Below are 13,522 nucleotides of genomic sequence, written 5' to 3'. Positions count from 1 at the left end.
TCAGCTACAGCGTCAGCGACGGAGTATCGCCGTCTGGGGCTGTTGCGGTCAATTTCAATGTCACCAACCAGCCACCTGCTGGACAAACAGACAATTACAGTACCTCACTTGATACTGCCCTCAACGTTTCTGCGATCGCAGGTGTCTTAGGCAACGACAGCGACCTCGACGGCGACCCGCTGACGGCAACTTTATCAACTGGCCCCAAAAATGGCAAGGTCGATTTTAAGGCTGATGGTTCCTTCAGCTATACTCCCAATCCGGGTTTTGCCGGTACAGACATTTTTAGCTACAGCATCAGTGACGGCATATTGGCATCTCCTGCCATTTCGGTGAATATCAACGTCACCAAGTTGCTAACCAACCAGCCGCCAGTAGCAAATAGTGACAACTATACAACTCTCCACACCAAGGGACTGAATGTTCCAGCCCCCGGAGTCCTGGCTAATGACATTGACCCCGACGGCGACCCCTTGACTGCCACAGTGGGGTCACTTCCCAACAACGGCAAGGTCAATTTCAAGGCTGACGGTTCCTTCAGCTATATTGCCAATCCAGGTTTTATCGGTACAGACAACTTCAGCTACAGCGTCACTGACGGCATCAACCCACCTGTTTCGGTGCCGGTCAAGATCAGCCCCCGGAGTCTTGGGCAACGACAGCGACCCCAACAGCGATCCGTTGACTGCCAAACTGGTAACATTACCCAAAAACGGCAAGGTCAATTTCAACGCTGACGGTTCCTTTAGCTATACTCCGAATCCGGGTTTTGTCGGCTTGGAGGAATTCAGCTACAACATCAGTGACGGGGCATCCACGTCTGCGGAGACTCCGGTAAGTATCAATGTCACGAATCAGCAGCCGCAGGCAAATAGCGATCGCTACAACACTCCCCACAACAAGATAGCCCCCGGAGTCTTGGGCAACGACAGCGACCCCAACAGCGATCCGTTGACTGCCAAACTGGTAACATTACCCAAAAACGGCAAGGTCAATTTCAACGCTAACGGTTCCTTTAGCTATACTCCCAATCCGGGTTTTGTCGGCTTGGAGGAATTTAGCTACAACATCAGTGACGGGGCATCCACCTCTGCGGAGACTCCGGTAAAGATCAATGTCACCAATCAGCCACCGCAGGCAAATAGCGACAGCTACACCATTCCCCGCGACAAGACACTCAATATTTCAGCCCCTGGACTCTTGGCTAATGACATCGACTCCGACGGCGACTTTCTAACCGCCAAACTTGATGCAGCCCCCAACAACGGCAAGGTAAATTTCAAGGCTGACGGTTCCTTCAGCTATACTCCCAATCAAGGTTTTGTTGGTACAGACAAGTTCAGTTACAACATTTCTGACGGGGTATTAACGTCTGCTTCGGTGCCGGTCAATATCAATATCATCAACCGATCGCCGATCGCCAATCCAGACAGTTACAGTACATTGGATAGCAGTGTTCTCAACGTGGATGCGATCGCGGGCGTCTTGGCCAATGACATCGATCCGGATGGCAACCCGCTGACAGCCGCCCCGGTTGCTTTGCCCAACAAAGGCAATCTCATATTAAATAAAAACGGCTCTTTTACTTATACTCCCAATACTGGCTTCTCGGGAACAGACAGCTTTACATACAACCTTAATGACGGAATCCTTGAGTCTTCGCCCGTTGCGGTGAACATTAGCGTCAAGAGTGCAGGCGCGTTTAACTTCAGTACCGCTAACTACACTGCCAGGGAAAACGGTACTGCTGCCACAATTACTGTCATTCGCACAAATACTGATGTTGCTGCTGATGTGAGTTACAGTACGTCGAACGGCACTGCTAATGCTGGCAACGATTATACTGCTGCATCGGGTAGGCTGAATTTTGCGATCGGCGAAACTCAGAAAACTTTTACTGTACCAATTATTGACGACTCCTTAATAGAAGGCGATGAAACTGTTAATCTCAGCTTGAGTTTGCCTAGCAATGGTGCGATTTTGGGAACGAATTCTACTGCTATTTTGACTATTTTAGATTATACTCCGACGCCAACTCCCATTCCGACTCCCATTCCGACTCCAACTCCGACGCCAACTCCGATCGCAATTCCGACTCCCACGCCAGCGGAAACTCCAACTCCGACGCCGATCGCAATTCCGACTCCCACGCCAGCGGAAACTCCGACTCCGACGCCAACTCCGATCGCAATTCCGACTCCTACACCAGCGGAAACTCCCACTCCTACACCAGCGGAAACTCCGACTCCGACGCCAACTCCGATCGCAATTCCGACTCCGACGCCTACACCAGCGGAAACTCCGACTCCCACGCCAGCGGAAACTCCGACTCCCACGCCGATCGCAATTCCCACTCCGACGCCGATCGCACCCATTCGCACGCCGATCGCAATTCCGACTCCGACGCCAGCGGAAACTCCCACACCGACACCAACGCCTGGAGAAATGCCGATCGTTCCCATCGCACCTCTACCAACCGAAACCCCAACACCTGCGGTAATTTTTACTGCTGTTGAAGACTGTATGTGCGATCGAATCAATTTACCCGATCGCACAGCCATGGACGGCCCCAACATCACTGCAAACACCCTCAACGGTACTGACGGTAAAGATACTCTCACCGGCAGCGATATTAATGACAGCATCAACGGTTTTAGCGGCAACGACTTGCTAATTGGCTTATTCGGCAGAGACAATATTTACGGCGGCCTTGCTAGCCCAGTTGCTGTGGGCGCTGATGCAGACAGCGACACAATATTTGGCAACGAAGATAACGACTACATTGTCGGGGAGGCTGGGAATGATGTTATTTATGCGGGCAAAGATGACGATCTGGCGATCGCAGGCAAAGATGATGACATAGTGTGGGGCGACAAAGGCAACGATACCTTGTTTGGCGATCGAGGTAATGACAGTTTATTTGGTGGCACTTCTGACTCATCTGATGGCGATTTAACAGGAAAAGATTTGCTGTTTGGGGATAAGGGCAACGACCTTTTATACGGGCAAGAAAGCGAAGATACTCTTGTTGGTGGCGATGGCAATGACACCATCCACGGCGGCAAAGATAACGATCTAATTTGCGGCGAATCAGGCAACGATTTGCTGTTTGGAGATTTGGGAAGTGACACCATCTGCGGTGGCGACGGCGACGATACAATTTTCGGAGATATTGACAATATTCCGACGGATGGTAGCAGTCAAAAAGATTATTTGTGCGGCGGTAGTGGCAACGATCTAATTTTTGGTGATGAAGATGCGGATAAATTGTGCGGCGGTGAGGGTAAGGATACTCTTTATGGTGGCAAGGGTAATGATACTTTGATTGGAGGAAGTGGTGACGACTGGTTGATTGGAGATTTAGGAAAAGATACGCTGCAAGGGGGAAGCGGGCGCGATTACTTTTTGTTGACTGCGGGAGAAAGTGGCGATGTAATAGCTGATTTTAGGCAAGGTGAGGATTTATTGGTTTTGACGGGAGGCTTAAATGTCGATCGACTCAGCATAGTTCAAGATGGCGGTGCAACCTTAATCAAAATTGCCAACACAGATAAAATCTTAGCGACTCTCAACGGCGTGCAAGCTAATTTCATCACCCAACAAGATTTTAGAGTAATTGAGTTGGGTTTGTAGATTGAAGATAGCCGTTGAAACCGCTTCGAGGGTGCAAAATCGAATTTGCTGACGCTTGGGGGCGATCGGCATTCCGACAACCGCAAGCTAAACTAAAAGCAACCCCTGATTCACCCCAATTTAGCTATGCCTAGATGGTTCAATACCGCCGGCCCCTGCCGCGCTGATATCCACTATATGCTGTCTGCAACCAGTCGCGTCCCCAACCTAGAACGACTGATAGCCCAGGAAAACTATTTCGTCATCCACGCACCCCGACAAATCGGCAAAACCACTGCCATGTTGTCTTTAGCTAAACAACTCACCGAAAGCGGACAATATACCGCTGTCATGCTGTCAGTTGAAGTGGGCGCACCTTTCAGTCAAGATATTCCTGGTGCTGAAGATGCTATTCTCGGTGCTTGGAGGCGAGCACTTTCTATCAGATTACCCCAAGAGTTACAACCTATAGCTTGGTCTTCATTAGAAGCCGGACACCGCATCGGCGATGCACTCAGTCTTTGGGCTGAATCTTCCCCTCGTCCTTTAGTTATTTTGATTGATGAAATTGATGCCTTACAAGACCTTGCTTTAATCTCTATTCTACGTCAATTACGCGATGGTTATCCCAATCGTCCAAACGCTTTTCCTCAATCAGTTGGTTTAATTGGTTTGCGAGATGTGAGAGATTATAAAGTGGCGGCAGGTGGCAGTGACAGGCTCAATACTTCTAGTCCATTTAATATTAAAGTTCGTTCCCTCACTATGCGGAATTTTAATGCTGCTGAAGTGGTAGAACTCTACAATCAACATACAGAAGATACCGGACAAGTTTTTACAACAGAAGCCTCAGCTTTAGCTTTTGAATTGACTCAGGGACAACCTTGGTTAGTCAATGCGTTAGCTAAAGAAATCGTAGAAGAGTTAGTCACTGATGAATCAATAGAAATTACAGCCGAGCATATTTTAACCGCTAAAGAGATTCTGATTAAACGACAAGATACGCATTTAGATAGTTTAGCAGAAAAACTCAGAGAAAACCGAGTCAAAGCCATTATCGAACCGATTTTAGCCGGACGAGAATTGCCCGAATCTTCCAATGACGATCGCCAATATTTGGTAGACTTGGGTTTACTCAGACGCGATCCGGCTGGGGGGCTAGTCATCGCCAATCCGATTTATCGAGAAGTTTTACCGCGAGTTTTAGCCCAAGGCCCCCAAGATAGTTTACCGATTATCAGTCCCAGTTGGTTGGGCGCCAACGGAGAATTAAACACAGATGCCCTTCTCAAGGCCTTTCTCGCCTTTTGGCTGCAACATGGCGAACCGTTGCTCAAAAGTGCATCTTATCCCGAAATTGCGCCACATTTGGTGTTGATGGCGTTTCTGCATCGGGTGATTAACGGTGGGGGAACGTTAGAGAGAGAATATGCCATTGGGCGCGATCGCATGGATCTGTGTTTGCGCTATGGTGAGGTGACATTGGGAATTGAACTGAAGGTGTGGCGGAATAGGAAAGTCGATCCTTTGACTAAAGGTTTGGAACAATTGGATGGATATTTAGCAAGATTGGGACAAGATAAAGGTTGGTTGGTAATCTTCGATCGCAGAGACAATGCACTAGAATTGGAAGAACGGCTGAAAACTGAAATTCATGCTAGTCCATTGAACCGGGAGATTACAGTTATTCGTGCGTGATGATTTCTTCTGCAAGTTTAGAGAGTTATAAAATGTTCAAAAAACTTTATGGTAACAGAAAATTGTCTAAGCTTGCGAAAGGTATGTTGTTGGGCTTTAGCCCTCTTAGAGTAGTGATTATAGTGATTATATAGCAATACAGTTGACTTAGGAATGAGAATTAAATAACTTACAATTTGATGGTTTTTGTGGGATGGGCGGGAGAGCCCGTCCTTTATGAACGGGCTCTCCCGCCCATTCCACTTTCCTTGTATAAATTATTTAATTTGCGATCCTTAAGAAAAATCTGACTTGCCAAAAATGCCTGTATTGGCAGAAAATCGTCATATAAAATTATTCAAAAAGCGTTAAATAAACCGTATTAGATTATATAGTAAGCGAGGTCGCATCAAAAACTCCATTTACAATCATACCTCATGTTTATGATAAATGCTATAGCCTTTATCATAAAGGTGAGGCATGACTGATAGCTTATAGAACCTCTTAAATCCCGAGGGCTAAAGCCCAACAACGTACCTAATTTTATCGCACCAATGCCCTATTTAAAACCAGTCAACACCCCATAAATTGCCCAAATCGCCATCGCCCGCAAATAGTGACTCGCCCGAAAAGTCCCCCCAGCCGTAATCGCTTCCGGCGTCCGAAACTGCAACCCATTCTCATAAATCTGCTTCACCACCACATCCGTCAACTTAAACGCCTTATCCTCCATTCCCATCTGTACCAAAAAAGCCGCCAACCCAAAATTAATCCCCGTCCAAACTTCCAAAGGATGAGTCGCATTCGGATTTTCCGGGGAACCGTTCAGCATCACCCCATTCGCCGCGCCGAACTCACCATCATTGAACTTTAAAAAACAAGATTCATACACAGTTTCCAAAGCGCTGAGTGCACATTCAGACGGCACAATATCCGGCAATCCCAACAGTTTTGCGTAAAATTGACCGCACAATTGGTCGGCCATCACCACTTCCGAATTACTCTCGCTGTCCAAACGGTAATATTGACCGTTCCACAGTTTTTCCTGATAGCTAGGTCTTGCTTGTAGCAGCCAACTGTGATATAATGCAATCTTCTCTTGCGGATTCGGAAGTATATCCGGTGCTGCATCTTCTAAGATTTCGCCGATCGCGATCGCACTTTCCAGCGCCGCCAACCACAAACCGCCGCAATACGCACTAATCCCCCGCATTTGCCAATCATCAAACGTCTGATCCGGCGCACCCGAATTCTCAGGAATGCCATCCCCATCCTCATCAAAAGTTTTCAGATAAGCCAAAGCCTCAACAATCGCCGGCCAACACTCTTGCAAAAACTCACAATCTGTGCCACCAGTCAACAGGAAATCCCGATAAACCTGCAACACAAAATCGCAAGGTAAATCCTTCCACAAATTGCAATCTTGATAGCTAGTATAATTCGTTTTTTCCCAAGGATGTTCGTTGGGAGCACCCAAATCGTGCGGCGTCGCACCGACAGCTTTTCTAATCGCCGCAGCTTGATTCCAACCAATAACTCGCGGAGTATCGTCACCCGCAGAAATTGCCCTAGCAAAGGCAATCATGACAGACTTTTCTAATTCAGGCCACAGCATCAATAAAGCAAAAGAACCGTAAAGCCGCACGTCCAAACTTTCGTACCAGCGGTAATCAATACACTCCAAAACCCCAAATTGACCCTTCGGATCGCGTTCATCTGCTGCACTCCAGAGACTACCGCCCTGAGTTAAAATGTACAATTCATTAAACAGCGCCATTTTAAAACTATCTGACAAATCAGTCCGTTCTAAAATCGGTTTTTGCCAAGCTTCAATATTTTCGCGCCAAGTATCCGAATGCTTCATCGCCGTGCGAATAATCGGCCAGACATTTTTGCCATTGCGCCCGAAGAAATCGGTATAACGGCGGTAGTAAGAAACTCCCGATGCAAATTCAGTAACGGGCAAATCCCAAGCTATGATAAAGGGGATTTTGCGAGTTTTTCCTGGTCTAACTGTAAACCGAACTGCGATCGCACAAGCTAACTGTTCTCCTGGGGCGGCGGCTGTCTCGTCTCTGTCATCCAACAAGAAACCTTGTTGAGAAAAGTGCCGCCAAATATCCTCGCCGTCCCCTGCGGGATTCCAGCGAGTTTGATAGAATACTTCTACCGCCGGATTGGTAATAGTTGCGATCGCCCATTGTCCATCTCCTTCTTGTGGCCGATCGTCAGCAGTCAGCCGCGTCATCACGCAACCAAAACGGTGAAAATCTTCCACCAACAAATTCATATTTCCGCCACTTTCTCCCCACCGGGATTTATAGTCATAAAATGGACTGCCATCATCTCGCACCTTGACGGGAACCCCCCCGTACCCCCCCTTACTAAGGGGGGGCTGGGGGGGTACAGCATTGGTAAACCACCCGACAATATTCTCCCAAGTTAGCATGATGCTGAGAGTAATCGGCGCATCTGTCGGATTGTGCGCTACCCATTCAAACATGGCAACTGGGTAACTGCTTTCTTGATAATTGTTCGGCAATATTGGAGAAAATTGCTCGCAGCTTAATTGAGCTTCAAACACATTTTCGTAAACATACCAACTGCGCGGATATAAAGCATGATAACTACCAGAATTATACTTGCATCCCGTTACTTCTTCTTGCTCTTCTCTTCTTCCTTCTTCCTTCTTACTTCTTCCTTCAGAAGGATACCATTGCCAACTAGATAAACTGCCATCTGTAGGCGGTTCGGTTGACAGTGCATAGGCTTGTTTTTTGCCTTTTGTTTCTTCAAATATACTGAACTGACAAGCTGGTAAACTGCGAAAAATGTGCTCGCCGCCGTCGATGTGCCAGAGGTTGAAATCACCTCGGGGCGATCGCCCGATGCAGCCTGCACCGAAGCCACCCAGAGGCATTCCGTGCCAGGGCCCGTCGTCGAGATTGCTTGCGTAGCGGACTGTATAGGGATTGTCCCAACCGAGGCCGATGGCGCGTTTCCAGGTGTGTGGAGGAATGTTTGAATTGGATGTGCGATCGTTCATGATTTGATTTTGGTGGCAAGGGCGATCGGTGCAAGTGTCGCAGAGCCTTAATAGTATATAATTGAAATTAACAGTTTACCCTACTGCGGAACAAGTCAGATGAGTCGAGCCATAAATTTTCAAACTGTTTCTTGGTTTTGGGATCTCTACACAAGAGGTCTACTTGACCTTGAGCCACCTTATCAAAGACGCAGTGTTTGGAATCAAGAATATAAAGACTTTTTCATTGATACTGTACTTAATGGATATCCTGCCCCTGCTATCTTTTTGTATCAAGAAATCACATCTGAAGGCAGATCTAAGTATAGTGTTGTTGATGGCAAACAAAGGTTATCTACTTTATTTGAGTTTGCTGAGAATAAATTTCCGGTAAGTGAACAAGCAACTTTGACAAGACTGACAGGTAAATCTTTCAAAGACTTAGAAAACGAAGTCAAGCAAAATTTTTGGAAATATCAGTTTGCTGTTGAATATGTCCCATCCGACGATGAACGAATCATCAATGATATATTTAACCGAATCAACCGTAATGTGATCAAGTTAACACGTCAAGAACTGCGTCATGCAAAGTTCAATGGCGGATTTATCACTACTGTAGAAGATTTAACTGACTGGATAGCTGCAATTCTCCCACCAAGCTTTCCCTTAATTCCTGCAAAAGACAAAAAACAAATGAAAGATGTAGAGTTTGTGACTCTACTTTTATTGTTTCTAGAAGAAGGAGTTAAGTCTTATCGTCAGGATGATTTGGATAAAGCTTTTAACGATCGAGATTTAGCTTGGGAGGAGCAAGATGAAATAGCATCTGAATTTAAACAAGTTATAGAATTAATAAAAGACTTGTTAGATGTTTCGCCTAAAGATATAAATTTATGCAAAACAAAACTCAAAAATCAAGCTGACTTTTATTCATTTTTTGGCGCGATCGCAGAATTAAAGCGTGAAAAATCATTAAATATAACAGCCGATGTCTGCCAGAGAATTTACGAATTGATGGAATTAGTAAAATCTCCTGAATTAGCAATAAAAACTCAAGAAGCTCAAGCTTATTATGAGGCAATCACAACTTCATTGGGTTCATCAGGAATTGAAAAAACTAAAACTAGAATTAATATCTTAAAATTATTGATTTCAGGAAATACTAATTTGTAATCAATCTGTAAAATATCGAATTTATGATTTATCCTTCTATTTTAGACCGCCAATATGAACAATATCTTCCCTTCGTCCAAGAGGTTGCAAAGCTAGTAAAAGAAACAATGCTAAATTTTTGTGACAACAAGGGATATGCACTGACTTCTAGAATTAAAACTATTGAATCTTTAGCAGAAAAAATTGAGACAGGTAGATTTGAAAAATGGTCAAAACTAGATGACTTATTTGGTTGTACAGTCATTATCCCAAATTTATCACAAGAAAAAGAGGTAATTAAATTTTGTCAAGATACTTTTCAGGTTACTCAAACAGTCAAAAGAGGACAGAATAAAAAATCTCCCGATACTTTTAAATTTGATTCAACTAGAATTTATGCCCGCTTAAAAAGTGTAGATGATAGCAATATCGATAATTTTTTGAGTATTTTTAATGTCATCTTTGAAATTCAAATAAAAAGTGCTTTTGAACACGCATGGGCAGTTTCAACCCACGATCTAGTTTATAAAGGTTCGGAAATTGACTGGAAGAAACTCCGTTTAGCAGCACAAATAAAAGCGATTGTTGAACAGCTAGATACAATGATTCTGGCATTTGAACAAATATCTCCTGCTATACAAGAAAGTGAGGATCCTGAAACAAAAAAAAAGCGTCAACTAGCTATTGCTACTCAAGAACTATTCCAGCGAGAAAAAATTCCCGAAGAACTTAAGCCCAAAGATATGACCCGTTTTTGCGATAATTTATATGGTATTCTTGTCAGGGCTGGAAAAGTGGATAAAGTTCAAGAGGTTATTAAGTGTATTACAAAAAAAATTAATTCAACTCCCAGCAAGCAAATTCCCAGAAGTATCTCCCTATTACAGTATTTTTTGGCGATTTTAGTAGAAGCAGAAATTATTATTTTGCCTTTAGATAACTATTATTTTCATATAACATCAGAATTGCTTACGCTTTATCCAATTTTTCAGAACAACGTTGATTTGATTTTTGAATACGATCTTTGATAATTTTAACACAAACCCGATCGCCTAACGGGGCAAAATATCATCTAACCGCAGTTCCAAGTTCTTTAACAGAGGAGAAATAATCCGTTCACCCATGCGAAATTGTTGTTTGGCATAATCTTGATCGATTAGTTGACAAACGGTGACAGTAGGTTGTTTCGGTTTACCGATAAAAGCCAAGCCTCCCAATCCGCGATAATCAACAATCCAATATTCTGGAATTCCTAAAAGAGCATATTCTTCAACTTTTCGGGCATAATCTGTTTCCCAGTTAGTGCTGACGACTTCTACTGCCAATTTAATCGATCGCCCCAGGGTAATCACAGGTTCTCTTTCCCAGAGGGGTTCGCTAATCAGGGCAGTTTCATCTAACACTACAATATCGGGACGGCGGGCAGTAGCTGCGTCGGAAAATGGACGGATCAAACAAGTGCGGGGAATGAACCAAGGTAGTTTTTCTGCTGCGATCGCAATTACTTCAACTAATTCTCCGTCAGCAAGTTCGTAGCGGGGGTTGTCACAGTATCGATCGACAAATGCTTCAAAGGTGAGGATTTTTTGCGCGGTGTAAGCCATTAGAAATCAATACTTTTTTGCTTGATTTTAATTACTTTAGTTTAGCATTCTTCTCGAATAAAACTAACCCGGAGATCCCCCCTAGCCCCCCTTAATAAGCAGGGGACAAGAAATATTCTCAAAGTCCCCCTTCTTAAGGGGGATTTAGGGGGATCTAGACTTCGATAAAAACGAGAGAGACAGAGGGTTTCAGTTTTAAGTTGACATGAATGTTGAAAATCTTATTCTATCAACTAACCAAATCCCAAATCAGTTCCTTTTCCCGCGTGAACCAAAGCCAACTTTTCGTAACGCTTGGCGTGTTCCACCAACTCCGCAGATTCCTCTTCAGACAAGTCTCGCAGCCGCTTGGCAGGCACTCCAGTCACTAGCGTATGAGGGGGAACGTCCTTCGTGACAACCGCCCCTGCACCGACGATCGAGCCTGTGCCGACTCTCACTCCATCCAGGACGATCGCCCCAATCCCGATCAAACAGCCCCGTTCAATGTAAGCTGAATGAATGACCGCTCGATGTCCTACTGTCACAAAATCTTCTAAAACAGTCGGTTTCCCCGGATCGCCGTGTAGAATTGCTCCATCTTGGATATTGGTACTTTTGCCGATCGCAATTCGTTCTACATCCCCCCGCACCACCGCCCCGTACCAGATACTAGCGCCCGCAGCCACCTCTACCCTGCCGATGACAACAGCGCCCTCAGCGACAAAAGCAGCTTCGGAGAGATCCGGCAATGGCCAATAGGCAGGAAGTGCAAGCAGAGGTTCGTTGAGATTGCTCATCTTTTTGGTCGATCGTGATACTTCTAGCAGATTAGCTGGTTGTTGATACGGGATATAATAAGACTATTTGCCACTTTTGCAGATAAATATGCTGGGACGCAATAAATGATTGAAGTTGCCTTGCAATACCCGATGTTTGGCCCGGAAATTCAGTGTCCACACTGTCGCCAAACAATTCCGGCTTTAACACTCACGGATACCTATTTGTGTCCGCGTCACGGGGCATTTGAGGCAGATCCAAAAACGGGGGAACTGGTTCACCTTCAGTCTGGGCGACACTGGCGCCGCTGGGAGGATGAATGGTATCGCCAGCACACTCACCCCGACGGAATTCGGTTTGAAATTCACGAAGCGCTCGATCGACTTTATACTCAAGGGTACCGAGCAACTCGCGTCATCGTTGCCCAACGTTATCGAGACTTAATCAGCGCTTATTTGGAACGCAGCACGCCTTGGCGGGGCCAGCCGGATTCGCCACGCCCGAGGCTGTACGGTTTACCTGTGGATTTTAGCCCCGATCCCCAAGAGGAACCTTGCTGGGAAGTGATTAATTTTGATTTGGAAAAAGAGCCGGGAGTTCCAATTAGATATCCCTATTTTCGATTGTTTGAATAGTCCGTTGTCCGTTGTCCGTTGTCCGTTGTCCGTTGGCAGTAGTTATTAGTTTATTAATTTCTTAGTAGTAGGTGACAAATAACATAGGATAAATAATAAGTGCCAACTACCAATTGACAACTACCAATTGACAACTGCCAACTATCAACTGCCAACTATCAACTGTCAACTATCAACTGTCAACTGCCAAATGCACCACGCCTCGATTCGCACTGCTAACATTCATCGGGCGATCGCCTTTTACGAACAGTTAGGCTTTACTGTGAGCGATCGCTTTACCACAGGTTACACCCTAGCCTGTTGGATGGAAGGTCTCAACGGACGCATCGAACTCATCCAAATTCCGGAACCAAAACCCGCACCGGATGCTTTCGGTGACGAGCATTATGTTGGATATTATCATTTATCTTTCGATTTGACTGAGGCGACAACTGATTTGCCGAGTTGGTTGCAGTCTCTCAAACAGCGGTTTGAGGAAGCAGCTAAAGACGAACCAAATCAGTTTCAAGCTTTGAAAGTTTTATTAGAACCGACTCAACAGGCGATCGGGCAAAATGTTTATGAAGTAGCTTTTATTGCTGATACCGACGATTTGCCCTTAGAGTTTATCCGGCGTCTTAATTCTATCAATTCTGAAAAGTAGGAAAACGGCATTGCCGTGTCCGACCCAGGAGTTAGGACTTTTAACTTTGTTTGATAGCATCATTCAATCGTAGATATTAGATGCAACAAAGCACGAGCCATTAATATCATGTCCTGTCAATTAGCATCACAAAAACCGTTCGTAGTGCGGACTTCAGTCCGCTATACGGCTGCGGACTGATATCAAATCCGGTAGCATCGGAATAATATATTTGAATTATGTAGTGCGAGCGTCTCGCTCGCGATCTATGTCGCGAGCGAGACGCTCGCACTATATAATTCCGATGCACCCGGAAACGATATGAAGTCCGCACTACGAACCAATCTTACTGGCTGCGGACTGAAGTCCGCACTACGAACTAATCTTACAGTGATTAATCGATGCAATCAATTCTTGACAAAACAAAACCCGCCGG

10 protein-coding genes are annotated in these 13,522 nt (G+C 45.2%); 7 read left to right on the top strand and 3 right to left on the bottom strand.

The window, feature by feature from the left end; all coding sequences use genetic code 11:
• The 3 genes from JGK36_RS22285 to JGK36_RS22275 all read left to right on the top strand — a co-directional run.
• The coding region (locus JGK36_RS22285; protein WP_293201107.1) for a cadherin-like domain-containing protein at nucleotides 1-737 on the top strand (737 nt) is incomplete at its 5' end.
• Entirely contained in the window at nucleotides 649-3,633 is a 2,985-nt protein-coding gene (locus JGK36_RS22280; RefSeq protein WP_293201105.1) for an Ig-like domain-containing protein, read from the top strand. The genes JGK36_RS22285 and JGK36_RS22280, both read left to right, overlap by 89 nt.
• Nucleotides 3,634-3,759: 126 nt before the next feature.
• Nucleotides 3,760-5,310, top strand: coding sequence for an ATP-binding protein (locus JGK36_RS22275; protein ID WP_293178609.1), 1,551 nt, complete (start codon nucleotides 3,760-3,762; stop codon nucleotides 5,308-5,310).
• A 538-nt stretch (nucleotides 5,311-5,848) separates the two neighbouring features.
• Here JGK36_RS22275 and JGK36_RS22270 read toward each other — a convergent pair.
• Complete coding sequence (locus tag JGK36_RS22270) at nucleotides 5,849-8,335, bottom strand: GH116 family glycosyl hydrolase (protein WP_293198312.1); 2,487 nt, start codon at nucleotides 8,333-8,335, stop codon at nucleotides 5,849-5,851.
• 99 nt (nucleotides 8,336-8,434) lie between these two features.
• On the opposite strand from JGK36_RS22270, the gene JGK36_RS22265 reads away from it, so the two are divergent.
• Nucleotides 8,435-9,487: a DUF262 domain-containing protein gene (locus JGK36_RS22265; RefSeq protein WP_293178615.1), complete on the top strand. Its 1,053-nt coding sequence runs from the start codon at nucleotides 8,435-8,437 to the stop codon at nucleotides 9,485-9,487.
• Nucleotides 9,488-9,510: 23 nt separating this feature from the next.
• Nucleotides 9,511-10,494: a hypothetical protein gene (locus tag JGK36_RS22260; RefSeq protein ID WP_293178618.1), complete on the top strand. Its 984-nt coding sequence runs from the start codon at nucleotides 9,511-9,513 to the stop codon at nucleotides 10,492-10,494.
• 24 nt (nucleotides 10,495-10,518) lie between these two features.
• Here JGK36_RS22260 and JGK36_RS22255 read toward each other — a convergent pair whose 3' ends face one another.
• Nucleotides 10,519-11,070 carry a Uma2 family endonuclease gene (locus JGK36_RS22255; protein WP_293201103.1) on the bottom strand — a complete coding sequence of 184 codons (552 nt, stop codon included), beginning with the start codon at nucleotides 11,068-11,070 and terminating at the stop codon, nucleotides 10,519-10,521.
• A gap of 233 nt (nucleotides 11,071-11,303) precedes the next feature.
• Nucleotides 11,304-11,849, bottom strand: a complete 546-nt coding sequence (locus JGK36_RS22250) for a gamma carbonic anhydrase family protein (protein WP_293198315.1) — start codon at nucleotides 11,847-11,849, stop codon at nucleotides 11,304-11,306.
• A gap of 105 nt (nucleotides 11,850-11,954) precedes the next feature.
• Between JGK36_RS22250 and JGK36_RS22245 the strand changes: the two genes are divergently transcribed.
• Nucleotides 11,955-12,464, top strand: coding sequence for a TIGR02652 family protein (locus JGK36_RS22245; RefSeq protein WP_293178626.1), 510 nt, complete (start codon nucleotides 11,955-11,957; stop codon nucleotides 12,462-12,464).
• A 190-nt stretch (nucleotides 12,465-12,654) separates the two neighbouring features.
• Entirely contained in the window at nucleotides 12,655-13,107 is a 453-nt protein-coding gene (locus tag JGK36_RS22240; RefSeq protein ID WP_293178629.1) for a VOC family protein, read from the top strand.
• The last annotated feature ends 415 nt before the right edge of the window (nucleotides 13,108-13,522 follow it).

The sequence above is a fragment of the Microcoleus sp. PH2017_35_SFW_U_B genome (assembly GCF_020737865.1).
Classification (GTDB): Bacteria; Cyanobacteriota; Cyanobacteriia; order Cyanobacteriales; family Microcoleaceae; genus Microcoleus.
Note: the sequence above shows the minus strand (reverse complement) of the source record. Positions and strands in the feature narration are given on the sequence as shown.

Coding starts and splice junctions, on each gene's coding strand:
- JGK36_RS22275 (WP_293178609.1), top strand. CDS start 3,760: ATGCCTAGATGGTTCAATACCGCCGGCCCCTGCCGCGCTGATATCCAC.
- JGK36_RS22245 (WP_293178626.1), top strand. CDS start 11,955: ATGATTGAAGTTGCCTTGCAATACCCGATGTTTGGCCCGGAAATTCAG.
- JGK36_RS22260 (WP_293178618.1), top strand. CDS start 9,511: ATGATTTATCCTTCTATTTTAGACCGCCAATATGAACAATATCTTCCC.
- JGK36_RS22250 (WP_293198315.1), bottom strand. CDS start 11,849: ATGAGCAATCTCAACGAACCTCTGCTTGCACTTCCTGCCTATTGGCCA.
- JGK36_RS22255 (WP_293201103.1), bottom strand. CDS start 11,070: ATGGCTTACACCGCGCAAAAAATCCTCACCTTTGAAGCATTTGTCGAT.
- JGK36_RS22265 (WP_293178615.1), top strand. CDS start 8,435: ATGAGTCGAGCCATAAATTTTCAAACTGTTTCTTGGTTTTGGGATCTC.
- JGK36_RS22270 (WP_293198312.1), bottom strand. CDS start 8,335: ATGAACGATCGCACATCCAATTCAAACATTCCTCCACACACCTGGAAA.
- JGK36_RS22240 (WP_293178629.1), top strand. CDS start 12,655: ATGCACCACGCCTCGATTCGCACTGCTAACATTCATCGGGCGATCGCC.